The 16,071-nt window shown below is 38.9% G+C and carries 17 protein-coding genes; 12 read left to right on the top strand and 5 right to left on the bottom strand.

Annotated elements, in window-relative coordinates; all coding sequences use genetic code 11:
* Nucleotides 1–4 precede the first annotated feature (4 nt).
* Nucleotides 5–373, bottom strand: a complete 369-nt coding sequence (rplN, locus tag ABXG98_RS06835) for a 50S ribosomal protein L14 (protein WP_159817695.1) — start codon at nucleotides 371–373, stop codon at nucleotides 5–7.
* Between the two features lie 711 nt (nucleotides 374–1,084).
* Between rplN and dksA the strand changes: the two genes are divergently transcribed.
* The 9 genes from dksA to panC all read left to right on the top strand — a co-directional run bounded on the left by dksA (nucleotide 1,085) and on the right by panC (nucleotide 8,502).
* Nucleotides 1,085–1,531, top strand: a complete 447-nt coding sequence (gene dksA / locus ABXG98_RS06830; RefSeq protein WP_353537945.1) for an RNA polymerase-binding protein DksA — start codon at nucleotides 1,085–1,087, stop codon at nucleotides 1,529–1,531.
* Between the two features lie 15 nt (nucleotides 1,532–1,546).
* A complete protein-coding gene (gluQRS, locus tag ABXG98_RS06825) occupies nucleotides 1,547–2,485 on the top strand; it encodes a tRNA glutamyl-Q(34) synthetase GluQRS (protein WP_353537944.1) in 939 nt (312 codons plus the stop codon).
* Between the two features lie 67 nt (nucleotides 2,486–2,552).
* On the top strand, nucleotides 2,553–3,167 hold the full coding sequence (locus tag ABXG98_RS06820; RefSeq protein WP_353537943.1) for a flavin reductase family protein: 615 nt from the start codon (nucleotides 2,553–2,555) through the stop codon (nucleotides 3,165–3,167).
* Nucleotides 3,168–3,194: 27 nt separating this feature from the next.
* Nucleotides 3,195–3,875, top strand: coding sequence for an SDR family oxidoreductase (locus ABXG98_RS06815; protein WP_353537942.1), 681 nt, complete (start codon nucleotides 3,195–3,197; stop codon nucleotides 3,873–3,875).
* Nucleotides 3,876–3,976: 101 nt separating this feature from the next.
* Nucleotides 3,977–4,429 carry a GyrI-like domain-containing protein gene (locus tag ABXG98_RS06810; RefSeq protein WP_353537941.1) on the top strand — a complete coding sequence of 151 codons (453 nt, stop codon included), beginning with the start codon at nucleotides 3,977–3,979 and terminating at the stop codon, nucleotides 4,427–4,429.
* Nucleotides 4,430–4,566: 137 nt separating this feature from the next.
* Nucleotides 4,567–6,051, top strand: coding sequence for a polynucleotide adenylyltransferase PcnB (gene pcnB / locus ABXG98_RS06805; RefSeq protein ID WP_353538003.1), 1,485 nt, complete (start codon nucleotides 4,567–4,569; stop codon nucleotides 6,049–6,051).
* An 8-nt stretch (nucleotides 6,052–6,059) separates the two neighbouring features.
* Entirely contained in the window at nucleotides 6,060–6,554 is a 495-nt protein-coding gene (gene folK / locus ABXG98_RS06800) for a 2-amino-4-hydroxy-6-hydroxymethyldihydropteridine diphosphokinase (protein WP_353537940.1), read from the top strand.
* A gap of 134 nt (nucleotides 6,555–6,688) precedes the next feature.
* Nucleotides 6,689–7,483, top strand: a complete 795-nt coding sequence (panB, locus tag ABXG98_RS06795; RefSeq protein ID WP_353537939.1) for a 3-methyl-2-oxobutanoate hydroxymethyltransferase — start codon at nucleotides 6,689–6,691, stop codon at nucleotides 7,481–7,483.
* 164 nt (nucleotides 7,484–7,647) lie between these two features.
* On the top strand, nucleotides 7,648–8,502 hold the full coding sequence (gene panC / locus ABXG98_RS06790; RefSeq protein ID WP_353537938.1) for a pantoate--beta-alanine ligase: 855 nt from the start codon (nucleotides 7,648–7,650) through the stop codon (nucleotides 8,500–8,502).
* A gap of 85 nt (nucleotides 8,503–8,587) precedes the next feature.
* On the opposite strand, the gene panP is transcribed toward panC, so the two are convergent.
* From panP to ABXG98_RS06770, 4 genes are all read right to left on the bottom strand, one after another.
* The gene (gene panP / locus ABXG98_RS06785; protein ID WP_353537937.1) at nucleotides 8,588–10,228 is read right to left on the bottom strand and encodes a pyridoxal-dependent aspartate 1-decarboxylase PanP; all 1,641 of its coding nucleotides are present in this window, start codon (nucleotides 10,226–10,228) and stop codon (nucleotides 8,588–8,590) included.
* A 375-nt stretch (nucleotides 10,229–10,603) separates the two neighbouring features.
* Entirely contained in the window at nucleotides 10,604–11,323 is a 720-nt protein-coding gene (gene trmB, locus ABXG98_RS06780) for a tRNA (guanine(46)-N(7))-methyltransferase TrmB (RefSeq protein ID WP_353537936.1), read from the bottom strand.
* A gap of 1 nt (nucleotide 11,324) precedes the next feature.
* Nucleotides 11,325–12,089, bottom strand: coding sequence for an ABC transporter permease (locus tag ABXG98_RS06775; protein WP_353537935.1), 765 nt, complete (start codon nucleotides 12,087–12,089; stop codon nucleotides 11,325–11,327).
* Between the two features lie 2 nt (nucleotides 12,090–12,091).
* Complete coding sequence (locus ABXG98_RS06770) at nucleotides 12,092–13,069, bottom strand: ABC transporter ATP-binding protein (RefSeq protein WP_353537934.1); 978 nt, start codon at nucleotides 13,067–13,069, stop codon at nucleotides 12,092–12,094.
* Between the two features lie 214 nt (nucleotides 13,070–13,283).
* On the opposite strand from ABXG98_RS06770, the gene ABXG98_RS06765 reads away from it, so the two are divergent.
* The 3 genes from ABXG98_RS06765 to ABXG98_RS06755 all read left to right on the top strand — a co-directional run bounded on the left by ABXG98_RS06765 (nucleotide 13,284) and on the right by ABXG98_RS06755 (nucleotide 15,982).
* Nucleotides 13,284–14,159 (top strand): 1-acyl-sn-glycerol-3-phosphate acyltransferase, encoded by an 876-nt coding sequence (locus ABXG98_RS06765; protein ID WP_353537933.1) that lies wholly within the window; start codon nucleotides 13,284–13,286, stop codon nucleotides 14,157–14,159.
* Nucleotides 14,160–14,630: 471 nt separating this feature from the next.
* Nucleotides 14,631–15,608 carry a hypothetical protein gene (locus tag ABXG98_RS06760; protein ID WP_353537932.1) on the top strand — a complete coding sequence of 326 codons (978 nt, stop codon included), beginning with the start codon at nucleotides 14,631–14,633 and terminating at the stop codon, nucleotides 15,606–15,608.
* Nucleotides 15,605–15,982 (top strand): hypothetical protein, encoded by a 378-nt coding sequence (locus ABXG98_RS06755; RefSeq protein ID WP_353537931.1) that lies wholly within the window; start codon nucleotides 15,605–15,607, stop codon nucleotides 15,980–15,982. The genes ABXG98_RS06760 and ABXG98_RS06755 overlap by 4 nt, the downstream gene beginning before the upstream one ends.
* Nucleotides 15,983–16,071 lie beyond the last annotated feature (89 nt).

Raw genomic sequence — 16,071 nt, 5'->3', positions numbered from 1 at the left:
CTCCTTATAGTACTTCTGGTGCTAATGATACGATCTTCATAAATTTCTCATTACGAAGTTCACGTGTCACTGGCCCAAAAATACGAGTACCAATTGGTTGTAAGCTTGCATTAAGCATTACAGCCGCGTTTTCATCAAAACGGATGGCAGAACCATCTGTACGACGAACACCTTTCTTAGTGCGCACCACTACCGCAGTATGAACATCACCTTTTTTTACTTTACCGCGAGGACTTGCTTCCTTCACGGCAACTTTGATGATGTCTCCAATGCGTGCATAGCGACGGTGCGAGCCACCAAGAACCTTTATACATTGAACACGCTTAGCGCCACTGTTATCAGCAACATTCAGCTGTGATTGCATTTGGATCATTGATTTTTGCTCCGCTGTTATCTTTTAACCTTCTAAAAAAAACGAAGTAATACAAAAAGATAAATTAAAATTCAAGGCCAGAAATTGACCCGTCACTGCCTTAAAAAGACTTCCCATCCCTTAGAACTTCAGCAAAAAGCTAACCACTCAAAGTTACCGGGCGCGAGATTATACCACCACTAAAAATAAAGTGGTAGTTTAATTAACTAAATATTGAACAGTGTAAAAAATAAACCCGATACTAAAACCTAAGACTATAACTAACTACTATTTGTTTGGCTTATTTTCCTTATATAGTTTTGTTCTCTTGTTCTACTTATATAGTGTGATGTAATTAAAGTGAGTAAGATGTTATAGATTTGGTGTGATAATTAATTATTGTGATTAACAAAAGATATAATGATTGACTAACCCTAACAAAACTTGCTACAAAAGCTGCCTGTTTTAACAAGATAGAAATAAAAGCTGATTTTGTATCATTTTAATCATTATTAACAAACTGATATCTAAGTAGTTATTTTTTATTTCTAAATTTATTCATTGGAAACATTGATTTTTACCATCAGTGATACAATATAGTCCTGAAGTCGAACCCTAGTAGTTTATGCAATTACTGAGGAAAAGGGCTATTATTAATAGTATTGGCAATTACAATTAAGGCTAACAGGTTAAGGTATAACCCTTGGTCTTTATAGTATTAGGAGATTCAACATGCCAGCAAGTAAAAATAAAGCATTAGGTATTTTAGCATTAGCGGGCGTAGCGCCATACCAAGGTAAAGCTGATGAAGAATACATGGGTGAACCACAAAAAGAACACTTCAAAAAAATTCTTGATGCATGGCGTGTACAACTTCGTGAAGAAGTGGATCGCACCGTAACGCACATGCAAGACGAAGCGGCTAACTTTCCAGACCCAGTTGACCGAGCCGCGCAGGAAGAAGAGTTTAGTTTAGAATTACGTACACGAGATCGTGAGCGCAAGCTTATCAAGAAAATTGAGAAAACCTTACAGTTGATTGAAGAAGATGATTTTGGTTTTTGCAATTCTTGCGGTATAGAAATTGGTATACGCCGATTAGAAGCTAGACCAACCGCTGATCTTTGTATTGAATGTAAGACTTTAGCAGAAATTAAAGAACGTCAAATGGCTGGTTAAGTCATTGCATTGGTAATGACTTCGAACAATAATTTACCGATTGAGCGATCACCATTATTATCTAAAGATAGTTATCGTGGTCGTTTTGCCCCCTCCCCTTCAGGCTTACTTCATTTTGGTTCCTTAATCACCGCGTTAGCTAGCTACTGTGATGCAAAATCAACTACTGACTCTCAAGGGCTTCAAGGTAAGTGGTTAGTACGTATTGAAGATATTGACCCGCCAAGAGAACAGGTTGGTGCAAGCGCTTCGATTTTATCTACTCTAGAGGCCTTTGGTTTACATTGGGATGAGCAAGTTCTCTATCAAAGTCAGCAAGCAAAACGATATAGAGAAATGCTTAATGAGTTACGACAGCAACATTTAAGTTACTATTGTCGTTGCACACGCAATGAAATAAAACAAATTGGTGGTATATACCAAGGACATTGTCGTTCTTTAAACCAACCTAAACAAGATAGTGCTGCTAGGCTAGTCAATCAACATGGGTTACATCAATTTAACGATATTTTTCAAGGACGTGTACAATGTGATCTTGCTTTAGCAGCAGAAGATTTTATCATACACCGTAAAGACGGGCTATTTGCTTATCAACTTGCCGTGGTGCATGATGATATTTTCCAAAATATTAGCCATGTTATTCGTGGCTGTGATCTACTTGAGCCAACCGCTAGACAATTAACATTATTTGCAACACTAAATTGCCCTGCCCCCCAATATGGCCATATCCCCTTAGCAATAACCGATCAGGGATATAAACTCAGTAAACAAAATAAAGCTCCCGCTATAGATAAAAACCATCCACAACCAAGCCTTATTGCTGCGCTTAATTTCTTAGGCCAAGCGCCAGCGCCAGAATTAGTGTATGAAGATGTTGGAGATATTATTGATTGGGCGGTTGAGCATTGGTCAAGAGAAAAAGTTTCTCCCGTTAAAGAAATAACTATTGCCTAGAGTATTTTCATTTAACAAACGAGTATGCCAAGATAACCAAAACTTTTTCTTCGCAATAAGCACACATATGATTTTAAATTTTTCAGATTTTTCCGCTAACCAACGCTATCATTTGATGACGCAAACCATTATTCCTCGCCCAATTGCTTGGGCATTAACAGATTCTAATAATGGCACTTATAATTTAGCGCCATTTTCATATTTTACCGCAGTTGCCAGTGCTCCGCCGCTACTTATGCTATCGGTAGGTAAAAAACCTAATGGCGAAGATAAAGATACTTTAGTTAATATTATTAACAATAAAAAAATGGTCATTCATATTGCTTCTGAGTGTCACGCCGACTTAGTAACAAATACATCGCAAACATTAGCACATGGTGAATCAGAGCTGACCAAAAATAACATTATCACCACTGAATTTGAGGGCTTTTCTTTACCGCGATTAGCGCAATGCGATATTGCTTATGGTTGTGAGTTATACGAAATAAAAGCACTCGGTGATGTACCCCAAAGTTTAATTTTTGTTGAAGTTAAACAGGCCTATATTAGTGATACTGTTGCAGATTTAGATGAGAAACAACGCATTACCGTTCACGCTAACCGAATCAACCCTCTAGCTCGTTTAGGCGGTGGTGAATATGCCACTATTAATACACCTTTTACTATTGCTAGACCCAAATAATAACCCCCACTTTATGAAGGAATACTCATGTCTCAAACTATTGTAATTACTGGAGCCAACCGTGGTATTGGTTTTGCTATGGCAAAAATTTTTCAACAACGAGGCGACACAGTTTATGCGCTGTGCAGACAAAGCTCACCCCAGCTAGATGCTTTAGGTGTTAATGTTGTCGAAAATATAGATATAGCGACTAATGATGGTATTGCTCATGCTAAATCAACATTGGCCCATTGCCCGATAGATCTATTAATTAATAATGCCGGTATTCTACGAGATGAAAACTTACAACAATTCAACACTAGCACGATAACTGAACAGTTTATGGTTAATGCCTTAGCGCCCTTGTCACTAACACAAGCTTTACTAGAAAACCTTAACACGGATAGCAAAATTGCTTTTATCACCTCACGAATGGGCTCTATTGCAGACAACGATTCAGGTGGCCGTTATGGTTATAGAATGTCAAAAGCAGCCCTTAATAGTGGCGCGGTGTCACTAGCAAAAGATTTACAGCCAACAAAGATTTCCGTCGGCATATATCACCCAGGCTATGTACAAACAGATATGGTTAATAATGCCGGGCAGACCAGTAATGGTGATATCAGCGCCCATGTTGCCGCAGAAAGACTAATTGGTTTAATGGACGGTTTAACCCTAGCTGACTCTGGCGTATTTAAACATTCCAATGGTGAAGTTTTACCTTGGTAAATGATGGTATGGTTTATACCTGTTGGAATTAAATAATCACATTTGTGTTATCGTGATTAACGACAACTAGTCACTATCTAATAAACGCGGAGAATATTGAAATGGAAGTACGCTTTATTTCAAAAACAATAACAATCAGTGGGTTCAGCATCAGAACGGATAATGCCACTGAAATGGATCCCCAAACAGGGCAGATTGCTAAATTATGGCAAACCTTCGATAAAACTGTACCGGTTGATTATAAAAATGGTGAAAGAATATATGGCGTGTATTCTGATTATGAATCTGATCACACAGGGAAATTTACTGTACTTGCAGGTTTTGACGGTAATGATTCCTCATCCCAATCACAACTTGAGTCAATAACGATCCCAGAAGGTAAATATCTTGTATTTTCGCATAAAGGTGATATGCCTCAAATTGCTATCGATGCTTGGACCGAGGTTTGGCATTATTTTTCACAAACAAATACGGAATATAAAAGGCGTTTTTCAATCGACTTCGAATTCTACCCCAATGGCAATGAAATCGAAGTTCATATCGCCATTCTATAATAATAGCTCATCGAGTATTTAACAGTGCCCCCAGAAAAAGAGATGCTTTTTCGTTCTCTTTTTTTACAATTTGTTATATCATTATCAGCAACTATTTATAACGTTAACCTTAACAAATAATGAGTTAACTAGTACAAATACCGATTCAACCACCCCCGACACTTATTATAAGGCCAGCGATTATCAAACGCGTTATCGATTTATGTAAAAAAGTTTTTACTAAAAATACCAGTAAAAATAATCAAACCTCTAGTCATGCCACCACTCTTGATCAGCCGATAGAACTTAGTCGCGATCAACATCCAGTATCTCGGCAATTAATTAGTCAAAGTGCGCTTAAAGTTTTATACCGTTTAAATAAAAGCGGCTTCGATGCTTACCTAGTTGGCGGTGGCGTGCGCGATATTTTATTAGGATTAAAGCCAAAAGATTTTGATATTGCCACCAATGCTACGCCTGACGAAATAAAAGGCTTATTTCGAAACTGCCGCTTAATTGGTAGGCGCTTTCGTTTAGCTCATATTGTTTTTGGGCGTGAAATTATAGAGGTCGCTACCTTCCGTGGTCACCACGATGAACAAGGCACACAAGATAAGAAAACCTCAAAACAAAGCGAGCACGGCATGCTACTGCGCGATAATATTTATGGCAGTATTGAAGAGGATGCCCAGCGTCGAGATTTTACCATCAATGCTCTGTATTACTCGTCTAAAGACTTTAAAGTACTCGATTTTGCCAATGGCGTTAGTGATGTAAACAATAAAATTATTCGGTTAATTGGTGATCCTGAAACGCGCTATCGTGAAGATCCAGTGCGCATGCTGCGCGCAATTCGTTTTGCCACTAAACTTGATATGCAAATGGCACCAGAAACCTCTAAACCTATTAAAGATTTATCGCCTTTAATGGCTAATATTCCTGCTGCACGCATGTTTGAAGAGTTTTTGAAAATGTTTATCTCTGGCAAGGCTGTTGCGAACTACCATCAACTGCGTAAATACAACCTTTTCGGTTATTTCTTTCCAGCAGTTGACCAAAAGTTACCTACACTTAATCTTGCACAAAAAAGTGAGCCAGGTGGTGATGATTTGCTTGAACGCTTTATTATTCAAGCCATGACCAACACAGACAAGCGCATCAATAATGAACAACGTGTTACCCCTGCATTCTTATTTGCCGCCATGCTTTGGTATCCGTTACAAAATTATATTAAGCAGATTAATCTGCACAATCAAATGTCGCCCCAGGATGCTTTTTTTGCTGCGTTAAGTGAAGTAATGCCAGAGCAACAACGAAGCATTGCTATACCTAAGCGCTTTCAAGGTGTGATGAAAGACATATGGATTTTGCAAGAAAAATTAGTACGCCGTGAAGGTAAAAAAGCATTTAAAACGTTTGAGCACCCTAAATTTAGAGCTGGTTACGACTTTTTACTATTGCGCAGCGAAATTGAGACTGACAATGACCAATTAGCAGAGCTAGCAAAGTGGTGGACTGATTTTCAAAATGTTTCTCAAGATGCCCAACTACAAATGGTCAGAGGAATAAAAAGCGCGCCGAACAGTCGACGTCGTACTCCGAGAAAACGCCGTAAACCAGCACCGTCAACTGCTGCTAAGTAACACTTGCGATGCACATATCCAAAACCACTGCATATATAGGCTTAGGCAGCAATTTATCTAAGCCTATTGAACAAGTTAAAGCCGCTATTGAAGTAATAGCTAAACTGCCCCAAAGCCACATTAGCGCGGTGTCTTCCTTGTATCTTAGCAAACCTATGGGCCCGCAAGATCAAGACGACTATATTAATGCAGTTCTTGCTTTAGAGACCTCGCTAACGGCCATTGAATTACTTGATGCTTTACAAGCCATTGAACATACTGCGGGAAGGGTTCGCAAAGATAACCGCTGGGGTGCACGTATTTTAGATCTCGACATTATTCTTTTTGGCGATGAAGTTATCGATTCACCACGGCTAACGATCCCACATTACGGTATGTGTGAACGAGAGTTTGTGCTAGTGCCATTAGCAGAAATTTCCCCCCAGCTCACATTACCCAATGGCACCAGTGTAAAACTATTGAGCCAAAATATTGAAAAAAATGCGATGGTAAAGCTCAATTAAAGCGAGAGATAGTTTGCTCAATATTGCAGTGAAAAACTATTTGTGCGAAAGTAGTGCAACTGAGTAATTACTCAAACCTAAATTCAAATCTATACGCAAACAATAAATTAACTCAACCAAGTATTGAGAACTCTATGGCTAAAATAACCACATCAACCTTGTTAAAAATGAAACAACAAGGGGAAAAAATCTCTACAATTACCGCTTATGATGCAAGCTTCGCCCAGCTTTTTGATCAAGCAGGTATTCACGCTATTTTAATTGGCGACTCATTAGGTATGGTATTGCAGGGCCAAGACGACACCCTACCAGTATCTATTGATCATATGGTTTATCACACTCAGTGTGTTAAACGAGGTGTTGAAAATACGTTAATCATTGGCGATATGCCATTTATGAGCTATGCCACCACCGAACAAGCAATGACAAATGCCGCTAAGTTAATGCAGGCAGGTGCAAGCATGGTTAAAATGGAAGGCGGTGCTTGGTTGGTTGATACCATTAAATCACTGGTTGAACGTGGCATACCAGTGTGTGCCCATTTAGGGTTAACTCCGCAATCTGTTAATGTGTTTGGCGGCTTTAAGGTACAAGGTCGACAAGATGAACAAGCACAACAAATGATAAAAGACGCGCAAGCGTTAGAAGCGGCAGGCGCACAATTGCTGGTATTAGAATGCATCCCTGCACCCCTGGGAAAAGCGATCTCTGAAGCCATAACCATTCCAACCATTGGTATTGGTGCGGGCAAGGATACTGACGGACAAATACTGGTAATGCACGATGCCTTAGGTATCTCTTGTAGCTATATGCCAAAATTCTCACGAAATTTCATCAAAGAAACGGGCGATATTAAAAAAGCCATTGAGCTGTATATCAGCGAAGTTACCAAGGGTAATTTTCCCGGTGAAGAGCATATTTTTAAATAGACAGTTAGCACGTGCGAGTTACTAATTTCATAATACACCAAACCAAGCATAAAAAGGCTTAGCTACTCACAACGCCTCTAACTCACTACTTTATGGTAGCGCGCTCGAAAACGCCTTTGAGTTAGAAGCAGTATCAGTGGCATACACAGTTTCACGAGATAAAGATGAACACAGTAGAAAATATAAACGATTTACGCGCCCAAGTTAAAGCATGGCGCATGCAAGGGTTAACCATAGCATTTGTACCAACCATGGGCAATTTACATGACGGTCACTTAGCGTTAGTTAATGCCGCCCACCGGTATGCAGATAAAGTCATTGTCAGTATTTTTGTTAATCCAATGCAGTTTGGTTTAAGTGAAGATATTGACAATTATCCAAGAACGCTAGCGCAAGATAAAGCGAGCTTGATTAAAGTAAACACTGACTTATTGTTTACCCCAACAGCAGAAACTATTTACCCCAAAGGCTTTGGTGAAAATAGCTATGTTGAAGTGCCTAACATTTCAAATTTATATTGCGGCGCTAGTCGTCCGGGTCATTTCCGCGGTGTTGCCACAGTTGTTTGTAAATTATTCAACTTGGTTCAACCTGATGTGGCGTGTTTTGGCTCAAAAGATTATCAACAGCTTCAGGTTATACAAACCATGGTTGAAGATTTATCTATGCCCGTTGACATTGTTCCAGTTGAAATTGTCCGTGAAACATCAGGGTTAGCAATGAGTTCACGCAATGGCTATTTAACTCCTGAAGAATTAGCGATTGCTCCCGCTTTATATAAAACGTTGCAATGGCTAAGTGCTGAGTTACGTAAAAGCCATCAACCTAGAGATTATGCCGCGTTAGTAATGCAAGCGTGTGAACAAATTGACCGTGCTGGATTAAAAACTGATTACATCAATTTATGTCATGCTAAAACGCTCGCACCCGTCACCCCAAATGATAAAGATATTGTTATTTTAGCGGCTGCCTACTTAGGTAAAGCAAGGTTAATTGATAACTTGCCAGTGAGTTTGTAATAACACTCAATGAATACATGGCGAGTCAGAGAAAGTTTGGCTAACAAACACTCGAAACTTGCCATTTTTATCATCCTTAAACACGCTAACCTTCTGCTAGAGCAAGTAACTGCGGTAAAAAATTCTCGCTTTCTTGGGCTAATAGGCATTGCTCAGCCAAAATATCCTGTAAATTTTGCTTACTGGTTAGCGGGTTAGCCAGCACAACTCTAAAGACAATCACTTTTTCCCCGCCATAGTGCGCAACCTCTATGCGGGTACGTGACACAAACGAGCGCCCATCTTCACGTTGGCGTTTTTGAATAAATTTAGTTAATTTACCAAGCAATAAATTAATATCAGCTTGCTGTTGAGTCGTTGTACTGTGTTGTGCAAGAAATTTCTGCACCGACTTGGGTACGTAACGATACGTTAACAAACACAACTCTGGTTTGGTAATTAGCTCAAAATCTTGATGTTGATTGATAATATCTGCAAAATATTCTGCTTTTTCGATGGCTTGGTTAATCAACATTTCATAACCGGGTCGGCTAATAATATGCAAACTCGCATAGACCAACATTGCCATCCCAGGACGAGAGCCTTCTAGGGTATGGCTACCTAAATCTTTTGAGCCATTACGTAAAATGTACTCTGCATGATGTTCTATATCTGCCACTGACGAAGGGTCTTTAAATAAAACCACGCCCGCCCCCATAGGAACATACATTTGTTTATGAGCATCTATAGTGACTGAGTCTGCGCGTTCAATACCTGACAGTAAATGACGGTGTTTGTTCGAGAGTAATGTTGCTCCTCCCCAAGCGGCATCTACGTGAAAGTGACAGTCGTATTGCGCTGCAATGTCAGCCATTTTATCTAAAGGATCAATATTACCTGTTTCGGTTGTACCAGCAACACCAACAATAGATAACACTTTAATATTTTGTTCACTCAACTGTTGGCACTTTTGTGCCAATTTTTGACAATCAATTTTATTATTTTCATCCGTTTCAATGGCGATCACGCTGTCTTGACCTATGCCGAGAATATCCGCGGATTTTTTTAACGAATAGTGACCACGCTCTGACACAAGAATAACCAAGCCTTGATAGCCATAGTGTTGTAGCGCTGAAAATAAGCCTGAACGGGTAATACCTTTAAAGTTACCATCCGCTTTCAATAATTTATTACGGGCAACCCAAAGGGCGGTGATGTTAGCGACGGTACCACCCGAGCAAAAAGCCCCTAAAGAATGCTCAGCAGAGTGCATCCAAGCCTGATAAAAATGTTCATCTTGTAAGTAGACCAAGTTATGCATCATGCCAAGCACTTGCCGTTCTAATGGCGTAAAGGCTTTAGATGTTTCGACTTTTACCAAGTTTTGATTTAAGCCAACCATCAACTTAGATAAAGGCAGAATAAAAGAAGGTAACGCAGAGGTCATATGGCCAATAAAGCTTGGACTAGCAGTATGAACAGACTGCGCGACCAGTTTATCTAATAAATGATGGATATGATCAGAAACAAACTCAGGTTGTTCTGGAATACGCGGGCAAACAAAATCTTGCTCGATATCTGTTAGTGCATTTTTACTAGCAACAATATGATTATTAAGAAATCCCGCTAAGTTTTGCGACATTTCTTTCTCTATTACTCCTAAGGTTGAATCAGGCGCTTCAGCCACAGTAAAAATTCGGTGCAAAGATTCATTTGTTGCTTGTGCTGTACGTTTGCTCTGCGTCATAGCCAGTATTAATAACCACTAAGTAATAACCAATATGTGTGGCACTTTAATAAAAAACGCGGCAAATGTCTTCTATTTTCAGTCTAAAGCCTGATGATAGTGATTATTCACTTGGTTATTGATACTAATTAACCAGTGAGCTCGCGTAAATCAAACCCGCCTGTGTACAGGTCATCAATGCAATGATTAATACCAATATTTTATTTTTCACCGTTTTCATGATTTTTCCTTTTAACATAACGATTATGCTAATTAGTAATCAACAGTTGTGCCAAAACACTAATATACTGATTTAAAAGAAATTAGTGTTTTATAAGGTTTCTTCAGAAATCCTTAAGTGGTGAAAATCGCTATAAAATAGTGCTTTTATACACATTAACGATTCAGTATTAACTGCCAGCACACTTGGCCACTGGTTTGATATTTAGCTTCAAAAGGCGTTAATGGCGGCTGAGTAGATACTTCATCGTGGCTATTCACTTGGCTAATGTTGCCATGCAATGCCACTTGTTTAGCCGCTTGTTGAAACTCTTGTAAATACAAGAGCCAATTACTACGCAAAATAAGGGTATTACCAATACTCGTCATTTGCGGAAATACTGCACTACCATGCCAACGGCGCTGTAAATGCTTGGACTTAGGCCAAGGATTAGGATACAAAATATAATGTTTACTCACCGGCCAATTCGCTGCTTTAACTAAGCGATAGAAGTCATTAAGATCAGCGCGCACTAAATGGTAGTTATTTGCCTGATAACCGTCTTCTAATGAGAAGCCTTCAACATTACGACTGATTCTATGTGCCGATTTATCAACACCAATCACCAACGCTTGTGGATTTTGTTGTGCCAAAATCCGCGTGCTTTGTCCGACGCCGCAACAGGCATCTAAAATAATTTCCCCCGCAGAATTGTTTGTTAAAAAGGCTTGAACAAACGCATCCATTTCCTCAAACGCTTGCTCTGTGTGGGCTTGATACGGCTTTTGAAAAGGGTGTGCTAAATGTTTTTGCACCACTTCATCAAGCTTTTCATGAATGCCTGTTTGGTTAGTGACAATAGCTTTTGAATCGCCTGTCATATTGTTGCTATCCATATTAACTTCTCAGCCCTATACCTTTGCTAATTAACGTCATCGCAATGGTAAATAAAGTAACAATAAATACACCTATTACGGCAAAGGCAACGGTGATATTAACGTCTGATATACCCAAAAAACCATAGCGAAAGGCATTTACCATATAGACAATCGGGTTGATTTGCGAAACACCTTGCCAAAATTCAGGCAATAAACTAATAGAATAGAACACGCCGCCAAGGTAGGTTAACGGCGTTAAAACAAAAGTAGGAATTATAGAAATATCATCAAAACTCCCAGCAAAAATTGCATTAATTAAACCACCCAAAGCGAACGTAGCAGAGGTTAATGACACTGTTGCAATAATTATCCATACATTGTGTATTTGAATATCAACAAAAAATAAAGAGACTATAGTCACAATTAGCCCGACTAACATACCACGTGCCATACCGCCGCCAACATATCCGGCAACAATCACCCAATTAGGCACAGGTGCCACCAACATTTCTTCAACATTGCGTTGCCATTTAGCGCTAAAAAATGACGAGGCGACATTAGAGTATGAATTAGTGATAACACTCATCATGATTAATCCGGGCACGATAAACGACATATAATCAAAGCCACCCATTTCGCCAATACGGGAACCAATAAGTGAGCCAAAAATAACAAAATATAAACTAATGGTAATCGCTGGAGGCACTAATGTTTGTACCCAAATACGCAGAAAACGTTGAACTTCTTTATTTAAAATACTTTTCAAGGCAATGGAGTTATTCATAATTAGCTAGCCTCTTTTTTCGATTCATTGTTCGAGATTAGATTGACAAATAGCGCTTCTAATCGATTACTTTTGTTGCGCATACTTAACACATTAATTCCTTGCTCTGATAACTGTACAAACACTGAGTTTAAGCTTTGTGATTTTTGTAGATCTACCTCTAACGTATGATCGTCAAGCACTCTATAGCTTATACCCTCAAGACTAATTTGATGTTGAGTAGGCGATAAATCTAAAACAAATGTTTCACCATCTAGCTGTGCGAGTAAGCCTTTCATACTGGTATTTTCAACAATTTTCCCACCGTCAATGATACCAATATTGCGACATAAGGTTTCTGCTTCTTCTAAGTAGTGAGTGGTTAAAATAATGGTAATACCTTGGTTATTTAAATCACGTAAAAAATCCCACATGCCACGACGAATTTCAATATCAACGCCAGCGGTTGGCTCATCTAAGATCAGCATTTGTGGTTCATGCATTAAGGCACGAGCGATCATTAAACGACGCTTCATGCCGCCAGAAAGCTCACGTGCAGGGGCATTTCGCTTATCCCACAATTCCAGTTGTTTTAAATATTTTTCAGCACGCTCTAGGGCTATTTTCTTTGGCACGCCATAATACCCGGCCTGATTCACTAAAATATTCGTCAAAGGTTCAAACTGGTTAAAGTTAAACTCTTGTGGCACTAAGCCAATAAAAGATTTTGCTTTTTCTAAATCAGTATCAATGTCATAACCATACACTTTCACTTGACCTTGGCTTTTATTGACCAAGGAAGTGATCACGCCAATAGTGGTGGATTTTCCAGCGCCATTAGGACCTAACAAAGCAAAAAAATCACCTTGTTTTACTGTTAAATCAATACCTTTTAGCGCTTGAAAGCCGCCTTTGTAGGTTTTTGCTAGTGCGGTTATTTCCAATGCATATGTGGGTGATGCATCAGTATTTACCGCGTTAGTTTTTAATGCTTGGGTCATGATTTTCCTTTAAGGGCAATTAATAACAACAGTCAAGGATAAGGCAAATAAATATGGTGCTATTTATTATAAATTCAACCTTACTGGCAATCTATTACAATAATATTTTCGCCTACTGCTGTGAGCCATCTTTGATTTCGATTAGGTAGCTTGGCACTATTGTTATGCTATAATTAAGCATATCTTATCAATACATCTTTTATCGATGTGACTCATGACTAAAAAAAATCTCACTATTCGCGAACGTACTATTTTTGACGGATTATTTACCAAATACTTTTTAAAATCATTTTTTACCCTTTGGTTTAAATTAGCAGGTTGGAAGGTCTGCAAACATCCCCCCGAAGGCGCAGGCGTTGCTATTGCAGCACCACATACCTCTAACTGGGATTTTATTTATGCCCTTGGCGCGGCCGTAATACAGGATGTAAAAATTTATTTTTCAATTAAAGACAGCTTGTGCAAAGTACCTGTTTTAGGCTCGTTATTAATGTGGTTAGGTGCTATGCCGATTGATCGAAGCTCAAAAGGGCAAGGCCAAGTAGAGCAAATAACAGCGTTTATTGATTCGCAAAAAGGCAATCGTGTATTTTTCTTGTTTACTCCTGAAGGTACTCGTGGTGCAGTTAAAAAATGGAAAACTGGTTTCTACCATGTTGCACAAGGGTGTGAGCTACCTATTTTTCTTGCCAAGGTAGATTACCTCAGTAAAGAAACGGGCGTGTTTCATACCTTTAAACTAACCGGTGATAAAGACGATGACATTCAAGCGATACAAGCGTCTTATCGCAGTATTCATGGTAAACATATTAACGACCAATATCCGCCTTATATTGGCCAACTGCCGTCAATTTCTGAAGCTGAAGCCGCGGTTATTAAAGCCTTGTATTCGCTTAAAGGGGTAGCCACTAAAATGGAAATTACTGCTAAAGCGAAATTAACCAAGTTATCTAGCAATATGTTAACCCTGTTAATTGACAAAGGCCTGTTAGAAAAGCATACCGTTAGTGGCAGCGCTAATGAAAGCACTTACCAGCTAACCTTTGCCGGCAAAGGGTATTTTTTACATCTCACGCCAACAATTAATTAAAGCTCAATCAAGTTCGCCTACGGGTATTTAGTTTTTCTGGTAGGCGAATTGAAAATTGTCCCGTGTTGTAGTTTGCCGTTTACCTAAATACCTGCAGGACAAAAAATACAGCGTTTAATAACGCTTTCACCGAAAACCTCTTTTAAAAAAGCTTTACTGGCTTCTATCACTCCATATCCTCACGGCTAGACTACTAAGTGATTAATTATGCATTGAAATAAAAGCATTGTGTAGTAAACTATCCTAGTTAATATGAGTAAACATAGTAAGGAAGCTATTGAAAATTCAGTTTTTCTTTCCAATCTTTCCTGTCTCTGTAATACCTCAAAAAAACAAATCCTATCGGCTATGTTTAGCTGCTCAATCAAATAGGCTATTTATATATTAACTTCAACAAGAGATACTTACTTGTTGTTAAACCTCTGAATCGACGTTAGAGAACAATTTAATTTTTAAAAGGAACTTAAAAGAATGAATGAAATAATTCTATGTAAACGAAACTTAAGCGGCAGTGCATTTAAAAATGAGTGTGGTATTGATATTGCCCAAGCTTTATCTCTCACATGCCCAAACCCAGAGATGATTATAGCGAACAAACCCTATTTATTGAAAAAGGGGCGTTCTACTTTTGGTGCCACAACTTTAGCAAAGTTGTCTAATCCTGCAACTACAAAGAACCTTACAGATTTATCTTTATCTTTTGGCGGTGATAATCTGATAGCCCTTGCCGCTATTACTGCAAAGTTAAAAGAATTTAATGTTGGCTTAATGGGGGCATCAACAAGTGTTTACGCCAACAGAATTGGTGACTTTGTTGGTGCGGTGAAAGACTATCAAACAGCACTAATGGAATATCGTCATGCTTCAATGGCAAATTCCCCCACCAAAGCAGCTGCAAAACAAAAGGCAAAGATTGCTTTTGACAAAATGCAACGTAAATTTAGGTTAGAAGTTAAGGCAATAACTAGCCAAATTAAGTCAACTCGTGGGAACCCTATGACCAACTTTAAAAGAGGAGCTAATATTGCTAGAAGCAGCCGAAGTGTAGCTAAACTAGACCTAATCAATCCAGTACAAGCAGATAATATTGTGAAACTCACTAAATATGCCAAAGTTTTGGGGAATGGACTGACTGTTATCGACTTTGGTGGTCGAGTTGGCAATATTCATAATAGTTACAAAGCAGGCGCTAATTGGGAGCGAGAGATGTTTATTGAATCAAGTAGTTTTGCTTTAAGTGCAGCTACTGGTATCGGCGTTGTCAATGCTGGCGGTGCAGCATTAACCTTTTTGATGGTGGCAACTCCAGTGGGCTGGGTTGGTTTAATTGTCGGCGGTTTGGCTGTGGCAGGTACAGCTGCGGCTGCCTCAATAGGAATGAATAGTGCAGTAAAAAACAATAGTGGCGACTGGTATGACGCTATAATTAAGGTGGTAAGTGATTTATGAGTATGTTTTCTCAATTACTAGGCTTTGTTGCTATTTTTGTGTTTTTTTCATGTATTTTGTATGTTTTATTCGGTCAAATCACTGTACGTAAATTACGAAAGAACCCTAAAACCAAAGATCTACTCGGAGTCGAGTATGTTAGCGGCTGGGATATTATTAATGTCGCACAAGCCTTTGCATTCCCCCGTTCTTGGGCAGAAAAAGTAGAAAATAGTAAGTTTTCGTTCCTATATGCAAATGCAACTGTGTTATATGAAAATACCACTAAATTTGATCAAGTATTAGGCTGTATTTTTTATTGGCTAATCACGCTTTCAGGTTTATCAGGTGCTTTTCTGGTCTTACTTAATTACCTTGGCGTTTTCAGTGAATAGAGGTTTAATAAATAAAGGGTGGGTTGCGCGTAGCCAAAACTTAGTCATTTTGTTGCGGCTACGCTTTATAAGTAAATATAACTGTGACA

The organism is Colwellia sp. KU-HH00111, assembly GCF_040362745.1.
Taxonomy (GTDB): Bacteria; Pseudomonadota; Gammaproteobacteria; order Enterobacterales; family Alteromonadaceae; genus Colwellia.
This window is presented reverse-complemented; position numbering and strand designations above follow the sequence as displayed.